The sequence below is a fragment of the Spirosoma fluminis genome (assembly GCF_054778895.1).
This window is the reverse complement of record NZ_BAAGZD010000013.1, coordinates 125,422-149,816: the sequence shown is the minus strand read 5'-3', so window position 1 is coordinate 149,816 and position 24,395 is coordinate 125,422. Positions and strand designations below refer to the sequence as shown.

Sequence of the window (24,395 nt, the reverse complement as noted above, 5' to 3'; positions counted from 1 at the left end):
ATGAAGTTACCGAATGTTGATCGAGCAGCGATTCCTGACAGAAAAATAACAGAGTACCTGCTCGATCACTCTCATCCTCAGACTAAGGGCAAAGCTGCTTTTTACGAACTCGTAGGCTTTTCAAAAGCGGACAGACTTTAAAACTGCGTTGTTCCCGTTTGTTACTGATAATGAAATCACAAAAGTTGTCGAACATGAATACGGCAATCGTTACGTCATAGAAGGTTGGCTACCTTGTCCGAATGGTAAATCGTATCCATTACGAGCCATTTGGTTCATTGCTGTCGATGAGGAAATTCCTGAATTGGTAACAGCATATCCGAATTAAAATGATGAACGAACGTGATTTGGTAGCTTTATTGATTGATTTACCAGAAGCGGGCTTGTTTCGCGGTGACGTTGGAACAGTCGCTTTTGTACATGGAAATCAAAAAAAAGATTTGAGGTCGAGTTTGTACATGCAGGCGGTCGCACAATTGCAGTAGAAACCTTGTCCCCGAATCAAATACGCAAGATTGAACAGGAGCAGGCGATCTTGTATGTCTCTCAATTGCAATAACTTATTTTGCTGATCACGGCACAATGGGAAAACCTACCGGATTTTTAGAATTTGCGCGCGAGCTACCCAAAAAGCGCGACCCGCAGGAGCGGATTCACGATTACAAGGAAATCGAAGTGCCGGTTTCGGAGCAGGACTCCCAGCGGCAGGCCGCACGTTGTATGGACTGCGGCACCCCCTTCTGCCACAGCGGCTGTCCGCTCGGAAATATCATTCCTGAGTTCAACGACGCGGTTTATGAGCAGAACTGGGCGTATGCCTACGAGATTCTGAGTTCAACCAACAACTTCCCCGAGTTTACGGGTCGAATCTGCCCGGCTCCGTGCGAAGCGTCGTGTGTGTTGGGCATTAACAAACCGCCCGTTACTATCGAGTTTATCGAGAAGTCGATTGCGGAAGTGGCGTTCGAGCGCGGATATATTACGCCAAAACCGCCAAAAGTACGTACCGGTAAACGCGTGGCTGTCGTAGGCTCCGGCCCCGCTGGCTTAGCGGCAGCGGCCCAGCTCAACAAAGCAGGCCATACCGTTACCGTTTTCGAGCGGGCCGATCAGATTGGCGGCCTGCTGCGCTACGGCATCCCCGATTTCAAACTGGAAAAGTGGACCATCGACCGTCGGCTGGCGGTTATGGAAGCTGAGGGCATTACGTTCAAGCCGAGTGTAAACGTCGGGGTTGATATTAAAGCAAACGATTTGCTGGAACAGTTCGACCTGGTCATACTCACCGGCGGATCGACGGTGCCCCGTGACCTGCCCATTCCGGGGCGCGATCTGAAAGGGGTTTACCCGGCTATGGAATTCCTGAGCCAGCAGAACAAGCGGGTTGCCAACCGCCCCGTACAGGTTAACCACCAGGGTGTTCCGTACGCTGACGGCGAATTGTGGGCGACCGACAAGAACGTGGTTGTGATTGGCGGTGGCGATACGGGCTCCGACTGCGTGGGTACCTCAAACCGCCATGGTGCCAGTAGCGTGACCCAAATTGAGCTGATGCCGATGCCACCGAAGGATCGGGCGGCTTCGACCCCCTGGCCGAACTGGCCGATGATGCTGCGCACCAGCACTTCGCACGAAGAAGGCTGCGAACGCCATTGGTCGATCAATACGAAAGCGTTCATTGGTGACGAAAACGGCAATCTGAAAGCGTTACGTATTGTTGACCTGACCTGGAAAAACGAGAACGGCAAAATGCAGATGGTTGAGCTTCCCGGCTCGGAGCGCGATATTCCCTGCGAACTGGCCCTGCTGGCGGCTGGCTTCCTGCACCCGCAGCACAATGGCCTGCTCGACGATTTAGGACTTGAGTACGACGAACGGGGCAACGTGAAAACAAAGGATTATCAGTCCTCAACCAATCCGAGAGTGTTTGCCGCGGGCGATATGCGCCGTGGTCAGTCGCTGGTCGTTTGGGCCATCTCCGAAGGTCGCGAAGCGGCCCGCGCTGCCGACTGCTACCTGATGGGCGAAACGCTGCTGGAAGCGAAGGCTGTTTCGATGATCGAAGCCGTTTAGTATGTTTAAGACCATATACATAAAAGCCCGTCAGCATAACCTGGCGGGCTTTCGTTATTCTGATTCTTGTACTGTACGTCAACCCTGTTAGTTACCGGCTTAAAGCGTAACGGGCTCTTCTTTTTCGTCGAAGAACAGATAATTCAGGAAATCGCAGTAGGGCTTAATGAGCTGGCAACCCCGCACGATTTCGTCGGCGAAGTTAGGCTTTAATACGTCCTTGTCCGTGAAGCGATGGATGAAAAACAGTTCTTTCCGACGTAACAGATCAATCTCCGGGTGATCGGCCGAATAACCTTTCGGCGCTGTTTTCATCACTTCTCCGGCGGCTTCGGGAAAGAACGCTTTAAACTCGTCGGCTTCAATAATCTCTTTCAGCTCATCGACATTGTAGTCAATCTCCTGCCGAAACTTGGCCAGGTTCGCGGGCGTGGGCTGCCACATGCCCGCACCCAGAAACGACTGGTTGTTGGGCTGAATCTGTACGTAATAGTCAATCCGGCCGGAGTGACGGCCACCGGGTCCTACGGCGAACGCCAGATTCGATTTGTAAGGAGCCTTGTCTTTAGAAAAACGGATGTCGCGGTTGATGCGAAAGATGCAGTCTTTTACGGCCGTATTGGCCAGCGGTTCAAAGGGAGCCAATCCGGCAAGAACCCGCTCGACCATGCCACATAGCTCGGTTTTAGCAGCATCGTACCGGCTTCGGTTCGCGTGGAACCACTCCCGATTGTTGTTTTTTACCAAATCACGTAAGAAGGCAAACGTTGGTGCTGTCAGTACAGCTTTTGAAGTAGGTTTTGTTGTCATAACTAATCAAAGATAAGCACTCGGGCTGATCTAAATGACATCGTCCGGCCGATTGACTATGAAACTTTTGCTCGATTCTCACCCCAGATTGTAGGTCTACCATACTACCCGTTGCCCGTACTTACATTGTACTTACAAGATAATATATTGTACATTGTCTTGACACCGAGCATCTTAATGTCTACCTTAGGTATAGATTCACTAAACCTGTTGCACCTATGAACCTATTACACCGAGTTGAGCACTGGGGTGACACGCATCACCCTGCCTGGACTGACGCGCTGCGGATTATGCTGGGGACTATTCTGGTGCTGAAAGGCATTAGCTTCATTAGTGACACTACGTACCTGACACAGTTGGTGGGCGGTTTGCATTTCGACCTGTGGGCCGTCATGCTTGTGCATTACATTGCCTTTGCGCACCTGATGGGTGGCTTTCTGATTGCAGTCGGCTGTTTGACGCGGCTGATGGTGCTGCTGCAACTACCCATTCTGATTGGGGCGGTTTTCTTCGTGAACATCAGCCGGGGATTTTCGGCTCTGAATTCTGAGTTGTGGCTTTCGGTTATCGTGTTGATGCTCTTGCTGTTATTCCTGGTATTGGGTTCCGGACGGTTTTCGATGGACGAATACGTCAAACAAAACGCCCGCTGAGGGGTTAGGACCTGAAACACTCAACGCATAATACGGTTATGGCAAAGTCAACATTGGACAAGGTCGAGGAGGAGTATCAGGACCAGCGCATTACGGGAAATCAGGACAATGGTACGCAACACGGCGAGAAAGGCAACGGCCGCTCGTCAACTTCCCATAAGAGTGCCAAACACTCGAAAGGAAACAGCAGCGCCGGACACGCCACCGGTGGCAACAAAGGTGGTCATAGCAACTAATTGATCAAGTCATCAGGAACAAATGCAGAAGCAGGCACCGATCGGTGCCTGCTTCTGCATTTTCGAGCTGGTCAGGTCAGGCCGTTACGTCAGCCTTACAACTAGTCTACTCAATAAGTAGTTTATGAGACAGCCCTATACCATATCGTGCAATTAATTCAACATCGCTATAAACCTGTTCATCAAATACGATTCTCCGCAAACGGGTAGTGGCAATAGCTCGAACAATCAGAAAGAGGAAGGCAAAGCCGGAAAAGATGGCAGCATCAGCGCACCACAAAAAACGACGGAGAAACCCGATGATTCGGTGCCGGATACCAGGAAGAACACGAACAGCGTCGCTTAATCGTTAGAACCAGAATTGATAGGATTAAAATTGATTTATCTGATATTTCTTTCGGAGAAAGCATTTTCAGAATCCTGTTAATCAGCAATAATCCCATAAATCCCGCGGGGCAGCCCGTGCGGTTCTGATTAGAATATATACCGGATTTCGCACCAGGGAATTTCTTCATTGACGATGCGCTCGAATACGGCAACCATCTTCGACTTAAGCTGGTGATCATAGCGGATATTCCAGCCGCCGTACTGGCTGCGTTTGTTCTCCTGTAGCTCTGGCACCCACAACAGCTCTTCAGCCTTTGGGTTGATGGCCAGGTTAGCCTGGTGCTGCCACTGGTTATGCGTCAGAAAGATGACCTCACTTTTGAGCTGCGCCTTCACTTCAGGACGTAGCTGGGCGTCGAGTTGTCGGAACAGGTCGCGGTAATCGTCGCGCCACTGTTTGCCCCCGTACACGATGACGGGGGAGAAATTGACATGCACTTCGTAGCCCGCGTCGTAAAAATCGTTGATGGCCGCAATGCGCTTCTCGATGCTGTCGGTCCGTACGTCGACAAGCTTGCTGACGTGCGAGGGCATGAGGCTGAAGCGAATTCTGACCTTTCGCTTCGGGTCGAACGCCAGCAGGTCGGGGTTGACAAACTTGGTGGCAAACGTCGCTTTGGCGCGTGGGTGCTCGCGGTAAAATTCAAAAACCTGCTGGATACCGTCGGACAGGCTGTAGTCGACCGAAATATCTGAATTGCAGCCAATGTCGTAAGTCCAGTACGTCGGGTCGGTCTGGTTGGCGGGCTTCGGCCACGCCAGGGTATGAACGTGCCTGTCTACCGTCGCCATAATCTCGTCGACGTTCGTAAACAGCGTGATGGGATTTACTTTCTTATGACGATCGACGTAGCAGTAGGCACACCCCCCAAAGCAACCGTTTGCCAGGCTCGGGGCGATGTAGTCGGAACTGCGGCCACTCCACTTGATGTCCTGGGTCTTGAGCTTTCCCAGAACCAAGACGTCTGATTTAACTTTAAAGTGGTTCATACCCAACTCAGGGAGCCGATTATGCTGCGTAACCTCTAGGGTCTCAGCCTCCGGATATTGACTCAGGATAGCCTCCCCTCGTTCGTTGAGGGCGTCGGCGGTATATAGCACAATACTGGGCTTGAAATCAGGCATGAAATTGCGTTGAGTGTCTGTACTAAGAACAGCCCCCTGTAGGCATTAGTTCACTACGTTACGCACATAACTCGTTGAAAATTAGCTAGTTATTGTAAGTTTAGCAAACCTTTCCTCCCGCTATTGGGGCGTACACTAATAAACGGAGTACCCTACGGAAGACCTGGACGGGCAGAGCCTGTCGGTGGCGTTTCAACCGCTCGAACAACAGTGGCAGGAAGTGCTTTGTGAACCCGTCCGGACAGCACCTGCATCCAACCTCGACTGGCTAAACGCCCTGATGCAGCGCCGTCTGAAGGCCCTTGATTACCGGATCGATCACATCAAACAAACGATTCTCCGGATTGAGCAGCTACAGCAGCGTGCTCAGCTTAACCAGAGTTTTCGGGCGACGGCGACTCAGTTACTTCATCAGTACAATGCGCTGCTGCTGCTCTACACAGACCAGTTAGGGAAGTTGCAGAAGGCCAGATGCTTTGTGGTGGAACGGCTTACCCAGTTAGAGATTGGTGGCGCTAAATCAACGTAATGGAACACGGTGATTCAATCCGTTACGTTGATTTAATGATTCCCAGGTCCTCGCTGATCTGCTCCTGCTGAAGAATCGACGTATGCAGTTGCCGGGAGCGCTCCCGGGTTTCTGCTGCCTTTCGAGTAAATTCATTAGCCGCTTCGTCGTCGCCGGCTTCAGCAAACACCTTCGCCGACTGCTCCAGGAGAATAATGGTCTCTTCCAGACCGCGGATCGTGCCCCAGAACATATCTTCAACCGTTTTGGTCACTTCCGACAGCAAAGCACTAGCCGTATAGGCATGACCGGTATGGCACCGATACCGAATCAGCTTGCCTTCTTTAAAACTGACCAGCGCCCCGTGGCACTCGGGGCAGGTGAGTGGAGTCAGTTCACCCATGTCCAGAATCCCCTTTTCAAAGGCGTTGAGCTGGGATGCGATCTGAACTTCCGTCTGCATTCGTTCCAGCTCGTCCATGGGAAGGTGCGGTGTTTCGGAGGCCTGTTCTTCCGTGAGTTTACAAAGTAGCGAAGGTATTTCGACCAGCGGGACCACATGCTCGACCTCAACAAATTCCAGCACGTTCTCGGGCATACTCGGGTATAAAGCGTCTTCGGGCTGCTGCACAATACTGACGCCCCCTAACCGCTTGATCGACCACATCCCCGACGTACCGTCGTTGAGGAGACCGGTCAGCACAACGCCAATGACGCGTGCCCCGAACGTATAGGCGGCCGACCGGAATAAGGCGTCGATTGAAGGGCGAAACCGATTCTCTTTCGGCCCTTTCTTAACCAGTATGGTCTGTTCTTCAATAAGTATGTGGTGATCGGGCGGTGCTACGTAAATAACCCCCGGCCGGATCGGATCTCCATCTTCCGGGTGCACTGCGTTTAGCGGCCCCGAATGGGTCAGAATCTGGGGGAGTAAACTGGGCGAATAGGGCGCTACGTGCTGTACCACAAAAATGGGTACGTTGAAATCCGCCGGTAAGCGTCCTACAATCTCTTTCAAGGCAGTAACGCCCCCTGCCGAAGCCCCTATTACAATAATATCGCGTTTAGTCATAGCCATAAACGTAAGCGTGCGGGCTCGTGTCGCAAACTTCTCTACAGAGAATAGCTTTTATTTTAAAATATACCGACTTTTAAACGGGCATTCAGCTGGATTAATAGACATACGCTCCCGACCTTATTTACGGAGAGAAAGGACTCATAGCGATGGCTTCCTTGGACTACCTTGTTAAAAGCCCACCAATTGTCGACTTATTAACACCTAAAACACCAATTGGTTTATCGCTTAGACAACACCTATGCCTTCGAAGAAAAACTCTTTATCTGTTACAAACGCTCAACCTGAACTTGTGCCGATTGTTGCCATTGGCGCTTCGGCCGGAGGAATGGAAGCGATCACCGAAGTATTGCAAAAGCTGTCGCCAACTACTGGATTCGCCTTCGTTTACATTCAACACCTGAACCCTGAACACAAAAGCAACCTGGACACCATCCTGAGTCGATCGACAACCATGCCCGTGGTTCAGGCCGCGCAAGGCATGCGCATCAAGGCCAACCAGGTATATATTATTCCGACTGACCAGGACATGGCCGTTGTGGACGGAGCGCTGGAACTGAACTTACGGCCAGACCGATCGCTCATTCACTCGCCCATCGACCAGTTTTTTATTTCCCTGGCCGAGCGGCAAAAAGACGGGGCTATTGCCATTATCCTGTCGGGTACAGCCAGCGATGGCACCCTGGGTTTGCGCGCTATAAAAGCGGCTGGCGGCTTTACGTTTGCTCAGGACGGATCGGCGAAGTTTCAGAGTATGCCGCGCTCGGCCATCAGCGAAGGCGTTGTCGACAAGGTGCTGTCGCCCGAAGCCATTGCCCGGGAACTGGAGCAGTTGAGCCGGCAGCCCGAGATGTTAAGGCAAATCTCGACGGTTGATGTTCTGCTGGAAGAGACGAACGCAGATACGAGCACAGCCGAGAGCATACAGACCATTATCCAGATTCTGCGTCGCGTCGTTGGGGTCGATTTCACCTATTACAAAATGTCTACCATCCGGCGTCGGATTATCCGGCGTATGGTGCTCTATAAACTTAACAACCTCAACGAATACGCCCAGTACCTGGACCAGCACGAGGACGAGGTCCGGTTGCTGTATAACGACCTGCTGATTAACGTAACGACATTCTTTCGGGATACCGACACCATGGACTACCTGAAAAAGGTGCTGTTTCCCCGAATCATTAACGAGAAACCGGCCGGAGCTTCCATCCGGATCTGGGTTCCCGCCTGCTCCACGGGCCAGGAAGCCTATTCGCTGGTCATGCTTTTGCTGGAACTGCTCAACGACCGGTCGCTTAATTTATCCATTCAGCTTTTTGCCACCGACCTGAGCGAAATCGCCGTGGCCAAAGCCCGGCAGGGCAGATATACGCCGAGTGAACTCGTCGACGTATCACCGAAACGGCTCGACCGTTTTTTCACGAAAATTGACGACCACTACCGGATCAACAAATCCGTTCGCGACCTGTGCGTGTTTGCTCCGCACAATGCCCTAAAAGATCCGCCTTTCTCGCGCCTGGATTTTGTCAGCTGCCGGAATCTGCTGATTTACCTGGACACTCCGCTTCAGCGGAAGGCCATCGCTACGTTCCATTACGCGCTCAACCCAACGGGCTACCTGTTGCTGGGCAAATCCGAGACGGTGGGTTCCGCAGCTGCGCTCTTCTCCCAGCTCGAAAAAAACTACAAGATCTATGCCCGTAAGAATGACGTTACGAGCCGGATCAACTTCGAGATGAACATTCGCCAGCCGGATGAACGCCCCGTTGAATCTGTCCAAGTGTTAGCCATGGCAAAAGAGTCTTCATCCCCCAGCGATCTGGAACGATTAGTCGACAACCTACTCCTTCAGCAGTACGTACCGGCCAGCGTGGTTGTCAACCAGGATCTGGATATCCTTCACTTCCGGGGTTCGACCGGTCTGTTTCTGGAACCGGCACCGGGCAAGGCCAGCCTGAATCTGCTGAAAATGGCCCGCCCCTCCCTGGCCTTCGAGCTGCGGAATGTGGTGCATAAAGCCCGCAAGAGTAACCAGCCCGTCCGCAAATCCGACCTGGAGATCCGGCTCAAGGAAAAACTGCACTACGTAGCCATCGAAGCCGTTCCGCTCCGGACCGATGCCCAAGAGCAGTTGTTTCTGATTCTGTTCGAGGAGGTTATCCCCGCCCCCACTGCCGGGACCGACTCAGCCGACGCCCGCAACCTCCGCATCAGGCAACTGGAACAGGAACTGGCCAGCCTGCGCGAAGACATGCGGTCGATTATCGAAGAACAGGAAGCCTCGAACGAAGAACTTCAGTCGGCCAACGAAGAAATCATCAGCAGCAACGAAGAGCTGCAGAGCATGAACGAAGAACTCGAAACCAGCAAGGAGGAAATTGAGTCGACCAACGAAGAGCTACTGACCATCAACCAGGAGCTGCAGGTACGTAACGATCAGTTGTCGGAAGCCCAGGAGTTCGCCGAGGTGATTTTCTCAACCATTCGCGAAGCCACGCTGGTGCTGGACGAAGACCTGCGGGTGAAGAGCGCCAACAAGGCGTTTTATAAACTGTTTAAAGTGTCGGAAGAAGATACCGAAGGGCGTCTTGTCTACGAGCTCGGCGGCCGGCAGTGGGACATCCCCCAACTTCGGCATTTACTGACCAGTGTGCTCGTTAAAGACGTTCAGCTCGAAGCGTTTGAGTTTACGCACACTTTCGCCGACATTGGCCAGAAAACGCTGCTGCTCAACGCCCGCCGGGTGGTTCGCCAAACGGAATCCGTGCTGCTGGCTATTGAAGACATTACCGACCACCGGCAGGTACAGCACATGCTGACCGAACGCGAGGCCTGGCTTCATAACCTGATCGACAACGCCCCCGTGCTCATCTGGGTCACCAACGCCGTGGGCCGCTACACGTTTTTTAACAAAGCCTGGCTTGATTTTACGGGCCGTTCGCTCGATGGAGAAACGAACCTGGGCTGGGAACACGATATTCATCCCGACGACCGGCAAAGCTACCTGACGACCTATAATGCCGCGTTTGCCAAACAGCAGCCCTTTCAGGCCGAGTTCCGGCTTAAGCGCCACGACAACGAATACCGCTGGATGCTCCTGAACGGCAAGCCTAACCTTCGGTTTGATGAGAGTTACGAAGGATACATCGGTACCTGCGCCGAAATTTACAACCGGACTACGCTGCTGCAGGCGCTCGACATCCGGGCCCGGCAGCGGATGCTGCAGGTGGTGGAAGCGAACGCGCAGGTGCAGCGGAGTCAGCACGAGCTGGAAACGCCTAAAACAGACGAAGCCCTTCAACAGGTGAAAGAGCAGCTACAGAGTAATCAGGATCTGCTCCGGTCGCTGGTTGAAAACACGCCCGACGCCATCACCCGCTGGAACTCCGACCTGAAACTGATTTTCGCGAATTCAGCCTTTGAGAAAAAAGTCGACCTGCCGCTGAGCGAGCTGCTCAACAAAACGAATCAGGAGATGGGGCAGCCCGACGAGATTGCGCTGCCCTACATGCAAAAGCTGCGCATGGCATTTTTGACCGGTCAGCCGCAAAGTCATTACAATACGTTTCCATCCCCAAACGGCGTTGCCTATTACTATTCTACGATGGTGCCCGAACTGGCTTCGGATGGGTCCGTAAAGAGTGTGCTGGCCATCGCCCGTGACATCAGCGACCTGCAACTGGTAGAAGACATCCAGCAGACCGCCATGAGTTTACAGGGCATCCTGAACAGTTCGCCCGCAGCAACCGGGATGTTCAAGGCCATTCGCGACGACCACGCAGCGGTCGTTGATTTTCATCTTCTGGTTTGCAATCAGAAGTTTGCCGACATGACGCACAAACCCATCAGCCAGCTGGTTGGTCAACCGGTCCGTTTCTTTGCCAGCGCGTTATGGGGCGATGAAACGTTCCCGGTGCTGGAGGGTGTGGTGACATCGGGCGTATCGACGTATCGCGAACAGCCCATCGAATACGACCAGACGCTGCGCTGGTTCGGTACGTCTGTTGTTAAATACGACGACGGAGTGGTTATTTCCGGGCTCGACATTACGCTTCTGAAACAGACCGAACAGGATAAGGAGCAGTGGCTGAATCAATTGGATCAGTCGAACAAAACCATTCAGGCGCTGGAAGAGCTCCATCGTCAGCTCCGCGAACGGGGTAAATTCCTTCGGGCCACCTCTCACGATCTGCGGGGAAACTTCGGTGTTATTCAGGGAGCCGCTACGTTGATCGACATGAGCAGCACCGACGAAGAGCGCAAACAGATGCAGACCGTGCTGCAACGCAATCTGAAACAAGCCACGCAGATGCTGACTCAGTTGCTGGATTACTCCCGGCTGGAAGCTGGTCAGGAAGAAGTGCAGCTCAGCTCATTTGACGTTGGCGACACCTTGTGCGAACTGGGCGAGAGTATAAAACCGATGGCTTCGGAAAAAGGGCTGACGGTGGTTCTGGACGGCCCTGATCACTTACTGGTTGAAAGCGATTCGGTCAAAATTCAGCGTATTGCGCAGAATCTGTTGCTGAACTCCGTGAAAAACACCGCATCAGGCAGCATTACCCTGTCGTGGGGAGCCGCCGAAACGGCGGGCTGGGAATTCAGCGTGCAGGACACCGGATCGGGAATTCCCGCAGCCGCAAGTCAGTTTCTGACCACGAGCGGCACGCTTCCTGAACGGTCGGACGGGTCTTTCCCAAAACCAGCGTCCGACCGAGTGTCAGGCGAAGGCATTGGCCTGATCATTGTCAAAGAGTTGTGTAAGCTGCTGAATGCAACGATTGAGGTGGAAAGCCTCCCCAACCAGGGCAGCCGGATCCGAATTCGCTTTCCGACCTAACAACCGACGCGCGGATTCATCAGGTGCCTGGCCGGAGTTTTCAGACTAACGAGACAACTGCCTGATCGATTGGTCATGTCTACCGAAAAAAAGGAATCCTCTCGTAATAGCATCCGGCTGGCTGCGGTCGGAATAACCAAACTTACGCGTCGACACGCTTCCGGCTCAATCAGCATTCTGTAGTTTAAAGATTACCTATACCCAAAACTGATCTGGTTTTACTGGTTACCCGTATCTGCTCCCGGGTAGGTGCCCTTCCGGGAGCAGATACGGTCCACGAGGCTGGTTTATTGAACAATTTGTTCAGAAAGCCGATTCACTCCCCCGTATTGTAAACCAGTAGCCTGAATTATTCTTCAATGCCTACAAACAAAGTAATTTACATTGTTGACGACAGTACAGACTATCTCTTTCTGCTGCAACAACTCTTTACCCGGTTCATCACGCAGTACTCAGTGCGTTTCTTTGCCAGCGGGGAGGCCCTGTACGATTGCCTACGAACCGAATCGGAGCGACCAGCCTTCATTATCATGGATTTAAACATGCCCGCCGGTCTGAGTGGATACGACACCCTGGTTCGGCTGAAACAACAGACCGACTGGAAACAGGTACCGGTGGTGATGATGAGCAATATGGTGTCGGATTACGACTTAAAACTTTGTTACCAGGCCGGTGCCAGCTCGTTTCTCCGCAAGCCCGTTGGCATGATCGCCATGCAGGCGATCATGGGATCCGTCTGCCACTTTTGGGTGGATCTGAACATCCTTCCTCCTATGGACATCGAAACCCCCTGACCGGTCCATCGCGCAGCCTTTCGACAACGATCCGTCAACTATAGCCCGGGGAGTCATCCAGATCGGGGCGATCCCAATAAAAATTCGTTTGATGCGGTAAAGTAACAGCCTCCCACCAGTAGCGCCGAAAATCCTCGAAATAACTGATCCAGTCCCGATACGTTGTTGGTTTCACCAGATACGAAGTCGTGCGCAGATAATACGATTGCTCAATATCCCCGGGGTCATCCGAATAACTCAGCACAATAACCGGCAGCCGTCGAAAGGTGTGGTGCTGTTTGATGGCTTCCAGCAGTTCCCATCCGACCTCGCGCTGGGGTAAGTACAGGTCCTGTAAGATCAGCTCGGGCAGTTTGCGGGTTTCATTGAGGCATCGGTCCAGATACGTCAGGGTTTCGTTGGCCGTGGCCGTACGGACAACCTCTACACCGGGCAGCGTGCGCAGCAGGGCCCAGCGAATAAGAAACCAGTGGTCGTCGTTATCTTCAACAACCAGAATGGGCCCGCGACGCAAACGGGTCATTACTACTTTCGTAGAAGGTAAGTCATTCATGAATTTGAGGCTGGTAAGAAGAGACTATAATCGGCTGGGACTGCTAGCGAAATTAGGAATTTTTACCACTACGCCTATAGAATAATTTCATTTTTGAGAAATAAGGTTAGCTATCGTTCGGGCTGCCCAGAACGCCATTAGTTTATAAATAAACTGAATCGGTAGCTTTTTTTAGTGCGTGCGGTCTTTTTTATCTTGCAGAATGATTCGTGTACTCTCTCCTCTTGCTGCTTGTCTGACTGGCCTGCTAACCAGCACATCACTGGTAGCGCAGCCCAACATCATTCCCGCCGAAGCCCAGGGCGCGGCCCGGTCCGTTCGGCCCGATGCGATCCGGGCTCACATGGGTTTTCTGGCCGACGATGCCCTCGAAGGCCGTAAACCCGGCACCCGGGGTTTTGCCCTGGCCGCTAACTACGTCCAGGCTCAACTCGAAGCCCTTGGCCTGCAACCTGCGGGCGAAAATAAGACGTACCGGCAAGCGGTACCCCTGCGCCGGTGGCAGGTCCGGGAAAACGCCAGCACAATGACTCTGTCGCGCAATGGCAAAGAGCAGCCGCTGAGCTACGGCAGGCAGTTTATTCTGAGCCCCAATCCAGATCTGCCTAACAGCGACGTAACAGCCCCAGTTGTTTTTGTCGGTTACGGCGTATCAGCCCCCGAACTAGACTATGACGACTACGCGGGTATCGACGTAACGGGCAAAATCGTGGCCTACGTAAATGGAGCACCTGCTACGTTTCCCTCGAACCAGCGGGCCTATTACGCGTCGAGCAAGGCCGAGAACGCCGTTGCCCACGGGGCCGTGGGTGTCCTGTCCTTTAACTTGCCGACCGACCTTCAGAACCGGATTCAATCGGCGGCCCCGCGCGCCCGGCAGGGCATATACCGCTGGCTCGACAAGCAGGGGAAGCCCCAGCGTACGTTTCCGAGTCTGAGAGGAACGGCTTCGCTCAGCGACTCAACCGCCCGGATGCTGTTTGCCGGGGCCAGCGTCAGCTTCGACGATGCCCTGTTAAAAGCCCGCCGAAACCAGGCGCAGGCGTTTCCGCTGAATGTCTGGGTCCGGATGCACACCCAGACCGACGTAGTGGAAGACGTAGCGGGCCAGAACCTGGTGGCCGTGCTGCCCGGCTCCGATCCGGCCCTGAAAAACGAGTACGTCGTCTACGTAGCGCACCTCGATCACCTCGGCATCGGTCGCCCCGTGAAAGGGGATTCGATTTACAATGGCGCGCATGACAACGCATCGGGTGTGGCCATCAATCTGGAAACGGCCCGACTGTTCTCAGCTTTGCCGAAAGCACCCCGCCGGTCGGTATTGTTCGTAGCCGTAACGGGCGAAGAAATGGGGCTGCTCGGTTCCGATTATTTTGCCAGCAACCCAACGGTACCCAAAGAAAAGATTGTCGCGAATTTGTGCCTGGACATGCCGTTTTTCTTTCATTCGCTGCTCGATATTGTGCCCTATGGTTCCGAACATTCGAGTATGGTCCGGGAAGTCACCGCTACGGCTGCGTTCGTTGGGGTGCAAATCGCCAAAGACCCGATTCCGGAGCAAACGGTGTTCATGCGCAGCGATCACTTTAGCTTCGTGCGGCAGGGCATTCCGGCTATCTACATCAAAAGCGGCTCCCAAACGGGCAACCCCAACCTCGACGGCACCAAACTCAACCTCGACTGGCGGGCAACCATTTACCACTCGCCCCAGGACGACATGAATCAGCCGTTCGATTTCAAGGCGGCCGCCAAACACGTACAGCTGCAGTTCCTGATCGGCTACCTAACTGCTCAGGCCGACCAGCGCCCCGCCTGGAACAAAGGCGATTTCTTTGGCTCTAAATTCGGGAAGGGCGAGGACGTAAAATGATGAAACAGAACAGCTTCAAACCTCTAATACCCCTCCCGTGTGGTCTCCCTCCCGGCCTCTCCTTGTAGGGGAGGCCGGGAGGGAGACCACACGAATCAGCACTTACGATATACTTGCTTTTGTCTTCCTGAACGCCCGCGGTGGCACCCCGTAATACTTCTTGAACAGCTTATTGAGGTGACTGCTGTCGGTAAAGCCAAACTCATCGGCAATCTGCGCCACGTTGCGGGTGCTGAACCGCAGCCGGTTCTCAATCATCTTGAGCTTATACTTCACGATATAGAGTTGCAGCGACTCGCCCGTTTGTTTCTTAAAGAACGCGCTCAGGTACGTTGGTGAAAGGTGGAATCGTTCGGCCAGCGGCTCCAGCCGTAAAGCGTCAGGATCGTGAATATGCTGGCAGATGTACAGCAGAACCTCTTCGATCAGCCGGGGCTTTGTTCGCTCGTTGAGCCCCGCCGAGCGCTGCCGCACTACGTTCCGGGCCAGTATCACCAGAATGGCTTTCATAATCCCATTGATCAGCAGTTCATCGTGACCATCGCTGTTTCCGTACTCATGGATCAGCACGATCAGCAGATGGTCAAGCAGCTCTTTCTCGGTTTGGTCCGTCACGATACTGCCCGTGGCCTGATACGGTGTGTTCAGCAAAAACTCGAATGTCCGCAGCCAGTGAAGGGCGTTTGCCATCGTGTGTTCTTTCACAAATACCTCCGTGAACCGGATATAGCAGAACGTAGTGGGCTCAACGATGTCGAATGAGTGGTAATCTTCCGGCCCCAGCAAAAACACATCCCCCGGTGCGTAGGTGAACGTATTGCCATTGAGAAAATGTCGTCCGCTGCCCGTCCGGATGAAGATAATTTCAAAGTAACTGTGTTTGTGAACGGGATGCGGCCATTCACCGACCGAAAACAGGTACACGTTAAAGGGCTCGTGCTGGATGTAGCGCTTCATACGGGAAATGTACAAAGAACGGCGAAAATTTACCGGCAGATAATCTAATTATACCCTAATTTACCCTGTCTGCTCCGCTCCTTTTGACCCACACTCGACTCAGTGTTCTGGTCAGGCTGATCACCTTTGCCTGACGTTACCCTTCCCGTTTTACGAAAAAACTTTACGGTCTGTTCCGCTACTGACCAGTTGAGAAACCTACCTCCGCCCGTCTCAAGCCGCGACCGGCAGCACACCCATCGGTTTGCGTGAAGATCCGTACGGTGTCTTTACCGTCGCAACCAATATGATCCGCGTCTCCGGTCAGGATTGGGGTGGATGACTACGTCGCGTTTGCCGATAGTTTAGCCTGGTTCACCGCGATTTGCGCCATCGTTGGCGGAGATACCTTATCTTTCCGTATCGCCAATGCCTATGGCTCGCCACACAACGCTTGTTCTCATTCATGTACTGGGCTGCCTGATTTTTCTGGCCCTGCCGTACCTCTTCGCCGACGAAGGCTTCGCCAGGCTGGCCGAGCTTCCGCACAATCCGCACGAGCAACGAAACCTGCTGTCGTATTTGCTGACCATCGGGTTTTTCTACCTGAACGCCTACGTACTGATTCCCCGGTTTTACTTCACGCGCCAATACGTCGGGTACGGCGTGTGCGTGTTGGTATGCTTCCTGCTTATTCAGAGTTTACTGACTACGGTCAATCGGCAAGGTAACCGCCCACCATTTGGGCCGGCCAACGAACGTCTGCTGCCCCCGCCCCCATTTCCCAATCAGGGTCCTCCTAGGGGTCTGCAACCGCCCGGTTTACCACCCGAAAACAGCCAGACGTTTTTCCTGTTTCTGGCCGGACTACTGCTGTCACTCGCTATAGGCATTAACAACCGCTGGCGCGAAACCGAGCGGCAGCGACTCAATACCGAACTCTCATACCTGAAAGCGCAGATCAACCCTCACTTTTTGTTCAATACCCTCAACAGCATCTATTCCTTAGCCATTGTTGAGTCACCCGCGACGGCCAATGCGCTTATTCAGCTATCCTCGTTCCTGCGGTACGTTATTTCGGAAGGGCACCAGGATCGCGTTTCGCTGCCTCATGAACTCGCTTACATCGGCCATTACGTAGCGCTGCAGCGGCTGCGGCTATCGGATACCGTACCGATTCAGTACACGACGCTGGGCAACCCGAACGGCTTGCACATTGCGCCACTCCTGCTGATCTCGTTCATCGAAAACGCCTTTAAATACGGCATAAGTCCGCAGGAGCCTTCGCGGATCGACATACGGATCGAGATTCGGGAGAATCAGTTGTCCTGTTACGTATTCAACCAAAAAGTGTGGGTGGCCGAGTCAACAGCCGCCAGCAGCGGCATTGGTTTAACCAACACCAAAGCCCGCTTACAGCTCTTATATCCCGGTCAGCATACGTTGGTAATTCGCGACGTACCGAATAGTTTTACGGTTGAACTTTCGCTGACCCTGTCATGATCCGCGCCATTGCGTTAGACGATGAACCCCCCGCGCTCCGGGTCCTGAGTCACTTCTGTCAGCAGGTGGCGTTTATCGACCTGCAACGGACATTCACGCGCACTGATGAAGCGCAGCGCTACCTTACCGACACGGGAGCTGACCTTCTGTTTCTGGACATCAACATGCCGTTTATGTCGGGCACGGACTTTTACCGGGCGATCAGCGCCAGCGGAACCCAGCCGATGGTCATATTCACGACGGCCTACGCCGAATACGCCGTGGAGGGGTTCACGCTCAATGCCGTTGATTACCTGCTCAAGCCGTTCACCTTCGCGCGGTTTCTTCAGGCGGTGATTAAAGCCCAGGATTTCTTCCGCTGGCAGCAACGTACGGCCCCGGCCGACGACTACCTCTACGTGAAAGCGGACTATACGGTGTATAAAGTCGCCTTGGATGATATTCTTTATATCGAAGGCCTGGACGATTACCTTAAAATCCACCTCGAACCGGAGCCGGGCCAGGCCCTTGCGCGGCCCATCGTCGCCCGAATGACCATGAAGTCAATGCTCGAGAAACTTCCGGGCATGGATGCGCCGAAGCACCCATTCATTCGGGTGCACCGATCCTTCATCGTTCCCTTCAGCCGTATTGAAGGTATTCGCAACAAAACCATTCACTTGGCCGGTCGCGACATCCCGATCGGGGCCAGCTTTGAATCCACTGTCCTGAACGCCTTCCGATCGTAAGTATCCGTTTACCGGCACATTCAGCGGATTTATCGCAAACTGCATCACAACGTACAGCGCCCTGCAACGGCACTATACACCGATTCGTATTGGCAATAAACAGCAGAATGACTGGCAAAATCGCTTCCTGTAAACCGACGGGTCTGCGGCTAAATACGGCGTATTCATCATTTACCGATACATTGCCTAGGTTCACCGCTAAGTGCCTATCCGACGCAATGAAGACGCTGACGGACTGCGTTATAGCTGTAAATCAGGCAACGGTTAGGCAATAAATTCAAATGTATGCCCGGCTGAAATCAACCTGCTTCTGACTCTAAAAAATCAGTTGTTTTACCCCCTCCTATTCTATAAGATACCCCATGGAACGTAACGAATTTTTGAAACGCGGATTCACCAGCCTGTTAGGCCTTGCAGCCCTGAGCGCCTGCAGCGACACCACCCTTGACCCAACCAGCTCAACGAACACCAGCGGTACGTCTTCGGGCACCACTACAGCAACGGGTTCAACCAACGGGAGTTCATCCAGCAACTGCTCGGCTACCCCCTCCGAAACCGAAGGGCCATTTCCTACCAAAACACCGGCTAACTTCGTTCGCAGGGACATTACCGACGGGCGGACCGGCATTCCGCTGACCATGAACATCACCATCAAAAACGCCAGCGCGAACTGTGCCGCCCTGGCGGGCGCGATTGTCGACGTGTGGCACTGCGACAAAGATGGGTATTACTCGGAGTACGGCGGCAGCGGCATGCAACCTGTGAACTTACAGAACGTTGATTTCCTGAGGGGTCGGCAGACAACCGACCCAAATGGCCTGGTTAGCTTCACGTCTATCTTTCCGGGCTGGTATTCAGGTCGCGCTCCGCACATTCATGTGCACATTTACAGTGCGTCGGGCAAATCGCTGCTGGTGACTCAGATCGCCTTCCCCTACGACATCACGAACACGGTTTATACGACGGGGCAGGCGCAGGGGTATACCAAAGGGGCACAGGACACCAGGAACGAACGGGACAACGTATTCAGCGACGGTTTTACCACCGAGTTAGCGACCGTATCGGGGAGTAATTCGGCGGGTTACGCGCTTACTCACACGATTGTCGTTAAAGCGTAATCTACTGGTCATTTGTTGTTCCGGCTTTAGGCGATACAGGATACCGTAGCGACCATCCAACGACAACGTAATGACTGCGCAACGAATGGATACGCAATCGCAAGCACAGATCTACCTGGCCGATCAGCGGGGGCACATAGCCTCGGCATCTGGTCAGAGCATTCATACGTTCAATTTTGGTTCCTACGCGGCCGAAGGGCGGGAGCCATTGGGGCCCCTAAATCTGTTCAGCGAAGACAGCCTGGCAGCCGGTGCCAGTCTGACCCGGCAGGTCGAAGAGCCTACGGAAGTAATTCTGCTGCCTATTATGGGCGGGCTTGATTACACCTGCGCCGACGTAACAACCCCGCTCGAGCCGGGTCAGGCGGGCGTTTTGGCGCTGGCGGCCGGGATGACGTACACGGTCACGAACCCTTACCCATCCGAATCCATTCGCGGTGTGCAATGCTGGCTGAAGAAGCCCCAGTGCGATTTCTCACCGGCCAACAGGCAAACCGAGTTTGATCTACGTCAGCCAAACCGTCTCGTATCCCTTTTTGGTGAACCGGATGCTGGCTACCAAGGTTTTATTGGCCGGTATGGCGGAAGGCAGGAAGGAACGTACCCGGTAGCCCTGGCCCCTGATGGTCAGCCTCGACGGATCTTTGTGTTTGTGATACAGGGCGTGTTTGAAATAGCCAACCGGCTGCTTCACGAAAAAGATAGTCTGGCGCTGGTGTATGCGCAAACAGGGATGCTCGAATTCGAAGCCTTGTCCAACGATGCCCTGCTCCTGCTGCTTGATTTACAGACAGCCTGAAATGCCCCGGTTATCAAACGTTTCGATGGCGAAGCTCCAGAGCCGCATCCCGGATCAGACACCCGTTACGTTCTTAACAACGGCAACCTTGCAGCAGGGCGCACTAACCGGTATTATTAGGAGAGCTGCGCTAACCGCTCAACGGTCAATTGATGCCGGACCTGGATTTTTTTGGCATATTGCCGCTTCTGGTCTATCAAAACCCGGTAGCGGCTGATGAGCCGGTCCCGTCGACAACCAGCCGCAAACGACTCCTGAGTTTTGTCGAGAAGCTTCTCCAGGTAGCTGATTGTAAGCTCGTAGCAAATCAGCCGCTGTTCGTATTGCTGAATACGCTTACGCGTCCAGGTTAGCAACTCGCTCCGATCGATCACCGGGTCGATGGGTGGATTCAGGATAGCTTGCCACTGCATTTCAAGCTGCTGAATGGGTTCGAGAAATGGTTGTCCATCAAATACTTCGGTGGGCAATTCAGTGGCTTCTCCTTCCTCGATAAGTGTAGCCGTAATCAGCACATCACCTTTACTTACTATACTCGTCAGCAGTTCAAATCCTTTCTCAACTGTATCCAGCGAACACACAAAGCTCTGAAATTGCGACTCTTGATTAATGGTTAGTAAAGTAAGTATCATGATACACCCTGGCTTAGACTATTGATACGCACTCAAAAGTATGGACATTCATTCGTTATTGACACATTGTTTGAGTAAGTGTTTGAAAATGTTATTCAGGGGTGGATTCGCCCTGTTTTTGTCGAATCGGTCCTGAAACAGGGAAGCCACACCCGATTTGGATGTGGCTTCAGATTGATCAGATGCGGATAGAAGCGGAGGCCTATAGTTTCAGCTTAAACTTCCCGTTTTTCAACTCAATGGTGTCGGTTTTGTCCTGTTTTTTGTAGCCGTTTCCTTCGGGGTCGATGGACGAGTCGTAGCCGGTGGTTTTGGTAATGACTTTATCTTCCATTTTGCTCATCAGCCGGCCCATACCACCGAACACGGTGGCGCTGCCTTTTTCTTTCCAGTACGATCCGGCGAGGGTGCTGTTGAACGTTGCCTCCAGGAAACCATCTGCGCCTTTGGTTACGGTAATGGTTTCGTCGTTGTTCTGCGATTTGCCGACGTGGTATTCCATGCGTGGTTCGCGGGTTTCTTCAACGTACTTGATCACGGCAATGCCTTTATACGTACCCAGGTCCTGCACTTTTTTCTTGTTCTCTTTGGTATCGGGCCGGTCGGCATCGACCACCAGATACGTACCCGGCTCAACCAGATCAGCGTTGTTGTAGCTTCCCAGCCAGATTCTGAGCGATTTATCAGGTTTGATGCTGTTGGCCGTTACCCACCAGTAATTACCAATCCGAATCCGACGGGGCTGGGTGTGGTAATCTTTGCCGTCGATTTTCACATCGAACGTATTGTCGTTGGCAATCTGCCCGAATGACGTCGCTGCGACAGCCAGTAAAAAGACAAGGGAATAAAGCGTTTTCATCGATGATGGTTTTTTAGATCGTTTGTGATCGGGCCGTTTCTGATTCTGTTCGTCGGCTTTTGGCCGGTCTGTGGCAACAAAATTCAACACTAAATCACAGTTCGAGAAGCGCCAACCACATGAACCGGAAGAGTTGGCGCATAAACTCGCTGAAACCGTCGATCAATTGTTCATACAATCCGCCTTTGGCCGTACGAGTGAACGCATAAAAGGCTGTCGCTCCTTCCCGCCACCAACCTGTTTTAAGCCGGCAGAATCAGAAACTCGGTCCATCCGTCGGCCTTTGTTTTCAGCGAAAACGTAAACTGATGGTTGAGCAGAATCTCGCGGGCAATCGTCAGCCCGATGCCCTGCCCATCGGGTTTGGTGCTGTAAAACGGATTGAACAGGTTAGTCGCTACGTCTTCGGGGATGGACTGACCGTTATCGCGAATGAGCAGGTGATGGGCGGTAGTGTTTACCTCAATGCATTGCCCGGCCTGACAGGCTTCAATGGCGTTTTTCACCACATTAACCAGCACCTGTTCGATCTGCTCAACATCAACCGAACGCCGATTGACTTCTCCAGGTAAACAAACCAACGTAACCCCACGGGCATCGGCCTGCGGCTGCATGAGCCGGACCACGTTATGGCTGATCTCATTCAGGTCAGCGAGCCGTTTCTGGGGCTGGGGCAACCGCACAACATCGGCGAACCGGCGCATGAATCGATTCAGCCGGTCGTTACGTTCGATGGCCACCCGTACGGCGTGCTGCACGTCGGGTTCGCTGATGTACGACTTCGATACGTCGAGGATGGAATTGACCGCCCCGATGGAATTGTTGACCTCGTGCGCCATCATCCGAATGACTTTGCTGTAGGCTTTCTTCTCAGTAGCCAGAATCTCGGGTGTCAGCTCTTCGATCATCAAAAACGACCGCCGAAACCCACGATCCATGAAATAGGAACGTAACACTTTATACGTTTCGATGCCATTCGGCTTCATTACGCGCGACTGCCCGTCGACCAGGTCGGCCATGTGCGCCAGCAGCGAAAAGCCTATTTCATCTAATCGTTTCGCCAATACGTCGTCTGGGTTTACGCTTAACAACTGACTTGCCCTGGGGTTGATGGAAGCAATGCGATCGTCGAAATCAAAGATCAGAATAGCGATGGGCGCGGCTTCGATGAGTTTTTCCAGAAAAAACTGCTGTTCCATCTGCCGGGTACGTTCGGTCCGCAGCTGATCGATCATCAGGTTATAGACCGTGATCAGTTCATCAACTTCGCGCTTGCCGGTCGGTACGAACTTGATCGTAAAATCTTTGTCTTTGATGGCTTCGATACCCGACGCAATAAAATCGGCGGGCTCTTTGAACTGGCGGTACAACTGCATAGCCCACACGATCGACACCCCGATAAGCACTTCGGTCGCGATGAACAAGAGCTCGTTCTCCCGCAACAGTCGAAACGTCAGGTATACGATGACCGCGTGAACGGCAGTGATATACAGCAAAAAGCGGCTACGGAACGTAAAGCGCATCGGGTGTCAGTTAAAACCAGCAGACGTAGCGTTTCGGGAACGGGTTGCGTTTACGAATCCTCGGTCGTGTATGGAATACCAAATTTCTCTAATCGGCGGTATAATGCAAACCGGGTGATGCCAAGTGCCCGCGCCACCTTACTAACGCGGTTGTTGTGCACGTCCATGGCCCGGCGAATCATCTGGTATTCGATTTCCTCCAGAGTCATTGTGCCAACGGCGGGCAGCGCAGAACCGGTGCTCTGGCCCGGCGACTGGGACGACGGCGTTACCGTTAGGTTCGACTCGAAATCCCGGACCTGTAACTCATCGGCAGGTGACAGCAGCACCGTCCGCTCAACCACATTTTTGAGCTGCCGGATATTACCCGGCAGGGCCTGGTTACGCAACCACGTCAACGCGTCGGCGCTGACGATAAGATCAGGTCGGCCATAGATCGTTTTGAGGTTATTGACAAAGTACTCGACCAGCCGGGGGATGTCGGTCGGGCGTTCGCGCAGGGCGGGCAGCTTCACCGTGATGAGGTTGATGCGGTAAAACAAATCCTCGCGAAACGTACCCTTAGCCACCATCTCTTCCAGATTCCGGTTCGTAGCGCAGATCACCCGCACGTCAACCGTTCTGCTTTTGCTGCTGCCGAGCGGCTCAAACGTCCGGTCCTGCAGGACACGTAACAGCTTCACCTGACTCGACGCGTCCAGATCCCCGATTTCATCCAGGAAAATACTGCCTTTGTTGGCCAGCTCAAAGCGGCCCACCCGGTCGGATTTGGCGTCGGTAAACGCACCCCGAACGTGCCCGAACAGCTCACTCTCGAACAGCGTCGACGAAATGCCGCCCAGATTGACTTTCACGAACGGCTTCGTTTTTCGTTTGCTGTTCTGGTGCACAGCTTCGGCAATCAGCTCTTTGCCGGTGCCGCTCTCGCCGGTGATCAGAACAGGCGCATCGGTTGGCGCTACGCGGCCGATGGTTGCCAGAATGTCCAGCAGCTTCGGGTCGTCGCCGACGATGTGCTCGAACTGATACTGCTGATCCAGCCGACGGCGGTTTGGCGATCCGGGCTTCGGATGGATCAGATTCAGCGCCGTCTGCACCGACTGAAGCAGGTAGTCGTTCTGCCAGGGTTTTGTAATGAAATCGCGGGCTCCGGCTTTCATGCCCTGCACGGCCAGGTCGATACTGCCCCAGCCCGTTATCAGAATAACCGGTACGTTCGGCACCCGATCCCGAATCTCCCGCAACAGCCGCAGGCCATCATCCCCCGACGTATCGACCGAGAAATTCATGTCGAGCAGAATCAGTTCGGGCGTTTCCTCGGCCAGTACTTCGCGAGCCTCAAACGGCCCATCGGCCACGCGCACGCTGAAGCC

At 53.4% G+C, this 24,395-nt stretch carries 23 protein-coding genes and 1 pseudogene; 15 read left to right on the top strand and 9 right to left on the bottom strand.

The features are described 5' to 3' along the window. The 5 genes and pseudogenes from ACYVBJ_RS16505 to ACYVBJ_RS16485 all read left to right on the top strand — a co-directional run bounded on the left by ACYVBJ_RS16505 (position 1) and on the right by ACYVBJ_RS16485 (position 2,073). The gene (locus ACYVBJ_RS16505; protein ID WP_460983409.1) at positions 1-141 is read left to right on the top strand and encodes a DUF6883 domain-containing protein; all 141 of its coding nucleotides are present in this window, start codon (positions 1-3) and stop codon (positions 139-141) included. 7 nt (positions 142-148) lie between these two features. Then, on the top strand, positions 149-328 hold the full coding sequence (locus tag ACYVBJ_RS16500) for a DUF6883 domain-containing protein (RefSeq protein WP_460983408.1): 180 nt from the start codon (positions 149-151) through the stop codon (positions 326-328). Position 329: 1 nt separating this feature from the next. Beyond that, the gene (locus ACYVBJ_RS16495) at positions 330-485 is read left to right on the top strand and encodes a DUF4926 domain-containing protein (RefSeq protein ID WP_460983407.1); all 156 of its coding nucleotides are present in this window, start codon (positions 330-332) and stop codon (positions 483-485) included. Continuing rightward, positions 464-559, top strand: a pseudogene (locus ACYVBJ_RS16490) (hypothetical protein); the annotation flags it as partial. The gene ACYVBJ_RS16495 and the pseudogene ACYVBJ_RS16490, both read left to right, overlap by 22 nt. Positions 560-582: 23 nt before the next feature. Continuing rightward, on the top strand, positions 583-2,073 hold the full coding sequence (locus tag ACYVBJ_RS16485; RefSeq protein WP_460983406.1) for a glutamate synthase subunit beta: 1,491 nt from the start codon (positions 583-585) through the stop codon (positions 2,071-2,073). 99 nt (positions 2,074-2,172) lie between these two features. On the opposite strand, the gene ACYVBJ_RS16480 is transcribed toward ACYVBJ_RS16485, so the two are convergent. Then, positions 2,173-2,883, bottom strand: a complete 711-nt coding sequence (locus ACYVBJ_RS16480; protein WP_460983405.1) for a DUF2461 domain-containing protein — start codon at positions 2,881-2,883, stop codon at positions 2,173-2,175. Between the two features lie 218 nt (positions 2,884-3,101). Here ACYVBJ_RS16480 and ACYVBJ_RS16475 point away from each other — a divergent pair, with 218 nt between their 5' ends. Both ACYVBJ_RS16475 and ACYVBJ_RS16470 read left to right on the top strand, forming a co-directional pair. Further along, positions 3,102-3,536, top strand: a complete 435-nt coding sequence (locus ACYVBJ_RS16475; RefSeq protein ID WP_460983404.1) for a DoxX family protein — start codon at positions 3,102-3,104, stop codon at positions 3,534-3,536. A 38-nt stretch (positions 3,537-3,574) separates the two neighbouring features. Further along, the gene (locus tag ACYVBJ_RS16470) at positions 3,575-3,772 is read left to right on the top strand and encodes a hypothetical protein (protein WP_460983403.1); all 198 of its coding nucleotides are present in this window, start codon (positions 3,575-3,577) and stop codon (positions 3,770-3,772) included. A gap of 474 nt (positions 3,773-4,246) precedes the next feature. Here ACYVBJ_RS16470 and ACYVBJ_RS16465 read toward each other — a convergent pair whose 3' ends face one another. Beyond that, a complete protein-coding gene (locus ACYVBJ_RS16465; RefSeq protein ID WP_460983402.1) occupies positions 4,247-5,284 on the bottom strand; it encodes a spore photoproduct lyase family protein in 1,038 nt (345 codons plus the stop codon). A gap of 184 nt (positions 5,285-5,468) precedes the next feature. Between ACYVBJ_RS16465 and ACYVBJ_RS16460 the strand changes: the two genes are divergently transcribed. Beyond that, positions 5,469-5,813, top strand: a complete 345-nt coding sequence (locus ACYVBJ_RS16460; protein WP_460983401.1) for a hypothetical protein — start codon at positions 5,469-5,471, stop codon at positions 5,811-5,813. A 22-nt stretch (positions 5,814-5,835) separates the two neighbouring features. Here the strand turns inward: ACYVBJ_RS16460 and ACYVBJ_RS16455 are convergent, their stop codons facing one another. Beyond that, a complete protein-coding gene (locus ACYVBJ_RS16455; protein ID WP_460983400.1) occupies positions 5,836-6,864 on the bottom strand; it encodes a chemotaxis protein CheB in 1,029 nt (342 codons plus the stop codon). 244 nt (positions 6,865-7,108) lie between these two features. Between ACYVBJ_RS16455 and ACYVBJ_RS16450 the strand changes: the two genes are divergently transcribed. Both ACYVBJ_RS16450 and ACYVBJ_RS16445 read left to right on the top strand, forming a co-directional pair. Further along, on the top strand, positions 7,109-11,707 hold the full coding sequence (locus ACYVBJ_RS16450; RefSeq protein ID WP_460983399.1) for a chemotaxis protein CheB: 4,599 nt from the start codon (positions 7,109-7,111) through the stop codon (positions 11,705-11,707). Between the two features lie 359 nt (positions 11,708-12,066). Further along, complete coding sequence (locus ACYVBJ_RS16445) at positions 12,067-12,501, top strand: response regulator (protein ID WP_460983398.1); 435 nt, start codon at positions 12,067-12,069, stop codon at positions 12,499-12,501. Between the two features lie 34 nt (positions 12,502-12,535). Here ACYVBJ_RS16445 and ACYVBJ_RS16440 read toward each other — a convergent pair whose 3' ends face one another. Continuing rightward, positions 12,536-13,054: a response regulator gene (locus tag ACYVBJ_RS16440; RefSeq protein ID WP_460983397.1), complete on the bottom strand. Its 519-nt coding sequence runs from the start codon at positions 13,052-13,054 to the stop codon at positions 12,536-12,538. A 202-nt stretch (positions 13,055-13,256) separates the two neighbouring features. On the opposite strand from ACYVBJ_RS16440, the gene ACYVBJ_RS16435 reads away from it, so the two are divergent. Continuing rightward, positions 13,257-14,924, top strand: coding sequence for a M28 family metallopeptidase (locus tag ACYVBJ_RS16435; protein WP_460983396.1), 1,668 nt, complete (start codon positions 13,257-13,259; stop codon positions 14,922-14,924). 102 nt (positions 14,925-15,026) lie between these two features. On the opposite strand, the gene ACYVBJ_RS16430 is transcribed toward ACYVBJ_RS16435, so the two are convergent. Beyond that, positions 15,027-15,881, bottom strand: a complete 855-nt coding sequence (locus ACYVBJ_RS16430; RefSeq protein WP_460983395.1) for an AraC family transcriptional regulator — start codon at positions 15,879-15,881, stop codon at positions 15,027-15,029. Positions 15,882-16,295: 414 nt separating this feature from the next. Between ACYVBJ_RS16430 and ACYVBJ_RS16425 the strand changes: the two genes are divergently transcribed. From ACYVBJ_RS16425 to ACYVBJ_RS16410, 4 genes are all read left to right on the top strand, one after another. Continuing rightward, positions 16,296-17,363 (top strand): sensor histidine kinase, encoded by a 1,068-nt coding sequence (locus ACYVBJ_RS16425; protein WP_460983394.1) that lies wholly within the window; start codon positions 16,296-16,298, stop codon positions 17,361-17,363. Further along, complete coding sequence (locus tag ACYVBJ_RS16420; protein WP_460983393.1) at positions 17,360-18,091, top strand: LytR/AlgR family response regulator transcription factor; 732 nt, start codon at positions 17,360-17,362, stop codon at positions 18,089-18,091. Before ACYVBJ_RS16425 ends, ACYVBJ_RS16420 begins: the two co-directional genes overlap by 4 nt. 362 nt (positions 18,092-18,453) lie before the next feature. Continuing rightward, positions 18,454-19,209, top strand: a complete 756-nt coding sequence (locus tag ACYVBJ_RS16415; RefSeq protein ID WP_460983392.1) for a dioxygenase family protein — start codon at positions 18,454-18,456, stop codon at positions 19,207-19,209. 70 nt (positions 19,210-19,279) lie between these two features. Continuing rightward, positions 19,280-20,008 carry a pirin gene (locus ACYVBJ_RS16410; RefSeq protein ID WP_460983391.1) on the top strand — a complete coding sequence of 243 codons (729 nt, stop codon included), beginning with the start codon at positions 19,280-19,282 and terminating at the stop codon, positions 20,006-20,008. 116 nt (positions 20,009-20,124) lie between these two features. Here the strand turns inward: ACYVBJ_RS16410 and ACYVBJ_RS16405 are convergent, their stop codons facing one another. The 4 genes from ACYVBJ_RS16405 to ACYVBJ_RS16390 all read right to left on the bottom strand — a co-directional run. Beyond that, positions 20,125-20,640, bottom strand: a complete 516-nt coding sequence (locus tag ACYVBJ_RS16405) for a hypothetical protein (RefSeq protein WP_460983390.1) — start codon at positions 20,638-20,640, stop codon at positions 20,125-20,127. A 202-nt stretch (positions 20,641-20,842) separates the two neighbouring features. Next, on the bottom strand, positions 20,843-21,499 hold the full coding sequence (locus ACYVBJ_RS16400; RefSeq protein ID WP_460983389.1) for a hypothetical protein: 657 nt from the start codon (positions 21,497-21,499) through the stop codon (positions 20,843-20,845). Between the two features lie 242 nt (positions 21,500-21,741). Further along, positions 21,742-23,022 carry a sensor histidine kinase gene (locus ACYVBJ_RS16395; protein WP_460983388.1) on the bottom strand — a complete coding sequence of 427 codons (1,281 nt, stop codon included), beginning with the start codon at positions 23,020-23,022 and terminating at the stop codon, positions 21,742-21,744. 50 nt (positions 23,023-23,072) lie between these two features. Beyond that, the coding region (locus tag ACYVBJ_RS16390; protein ID WP_460983387.1) for a sigma-54-dependent transcriptional regulator at positions 23,073-24,395 on the bottom strand (1,323 nt) is incomplete at its 5' end.

What these genes read in the sequence shown, in the direction of transcription:
- ACYVBJ_RS16505 (WP_460983409.1), top strand. Translation starts at nt 1, where the DNA reads ATGAAGTTACCGAATGTTGATCGAGCAGCGATTCCTGACAGAAAAATA.
- ACYVBJ_RS16495 (WP_460983407.1), top strand. Translation starts at nt 330, where the DNA reads ATGATGAACGAACGTGATTTGGTAGCTTTATTGATTGATTTACCAGAA.
- ACYVBJ_RS16485 (WP_460983406.1), top strand. Translation starts at nt 583, where the DNA reads ATGGGAAAACCTACCGGATTTTTAGAATTTGCGCGCGAGCTACCCAAA.
- ACYVBJ_RS16480 (WP_460983405.1), bottom strand. Translation starts at nt 2,883, where the DNA reads ATGACAACAAAACCTACTTCAAAAGCTGTACTGACAGCACCAACGTTT.
- ACYVBJ_RS16475 (WP_460983404.1), top strand. Translation starts at nt 3,102, where the DNA reads ATGAACCTATTACACCGAGTTGAGCACTGGGGTGACACGCATCACCCT.
- ACYVBJ_RS16470 (WP_460983403.1), top strand. Translation starts at nt 3,575, where the DNA reads ATGGCAAAGTCAACATTGGACAAGGTCGAGGAGGAGTATCAGGACCAG.
- ACYVBJ_RS16465 (WP_460983402.1), bottom strand. Translation starts at nt 5,284, where the DNA reads ATGCCTGATTTCAAGCCCAGTATTGTGCTATATACCGCCGACGCCCTC.
- ACYVBJ_RS16455 (WP_460983400.1), bottom strand. Translation starts at nt 6,864, where the DNA reads ATGACTAAACGCGATATTATTGTAATAGGGGCTTCGGCAGGGGGCGTT.
- ACYVBJ_RS16450 (WP_460983399.1), top strand. Translation starts at nt 7,109, where the DNA reads ATGCCTTCGAAGAAAAACTCTTTATCTGTTACAAACGCTCAACCTGAA.
- ACYVBJ_RS16445 (WP_460983398.1), top strand. Translation starts at nt 12,067, where the DNA reads ATGCCTACAAACAAAGTAATTTACATTGTTGACGACAGTACAGACTAT.
- ACYVBJ_RS16440 (WP_460983397.1), bottom strand. Translation starts at nt 13,054, where the DNA reads ATGAATGACTTACCTTCTACGAAAGTAGTAATGACCCGTTTGCGTCGC.
- ACYVBJ_RS16435 (WP_460983396.1), top strand. Translation starts at nt 13,257, where the DNA reads ATGATTCGTGTACTCTCTCCTCTTGCTGCTTGTCTGACTGGCCTGCTA.
- ACYVBJ_RS16430 (WP_460983395.1), bottom strand. Translation starts at nt 15,881, where the DNA reads ATGAAGCGCTACATCCAGCACGAGCCCTTTAACGTGTACCTGTTTTCG.
- ACYVBJ_RS16425 (WP_460983394.1), top strand. Translation starts at nt 16,296, where the DNA reads ATGGCTCGCCACACAACGCTTGTTCTCATTCATGTACTGGGCTGCCTG.
- ACYVBJ_RS16420 (WP_460983393.1), top strand. Translation starts at nt 17,360, where the DNA reads ATGATCCGCGCCATTGCGTTAGACGATGAACCCCCCGCGCTCCGGGTC.
- ACYVBJ_RS16415 (WP_460983392.1), top strand. Translation starts at nt 18,454, where the DNA reads ATGGAACGTAACGAATTTTTGAAACGCGGATTCACCAGCCTGTTAGGC.
- ACYVBJ_RS16410 (WP_460983391.1), top strand. Translation starts at nt 19,280, where the DNA reads ATGACTGCGCAACGAATGGATACGCAATCGCAAGCACAGATCTACCTG.
- ACYVBJ_RS16405 (WP_460983390.1), bottom strand. Translation starts at nt 20,640, where the DNA reads ATGATACTTACTTTACTAACCATTAATCAAGAGTCGCAATTTCAGAGC.
- ACYVBJ_RS16400 (WP_460983389.1), bottom strand. Translation starts at nt 21,499, where the DNA reads ATGAAAACGCTTTATTCCCTTGTCTTTTTACTGGCTGTCGCAGCGACG.
- ACYVBJ_RS16395 (WP_460983388.1), bottom strand. Translation starts at nt 23,022, where the DNA reads ATGCGCTTTACGTTCCGTAGCCGCTTTTTGCTGTATATCACTGCCGTT.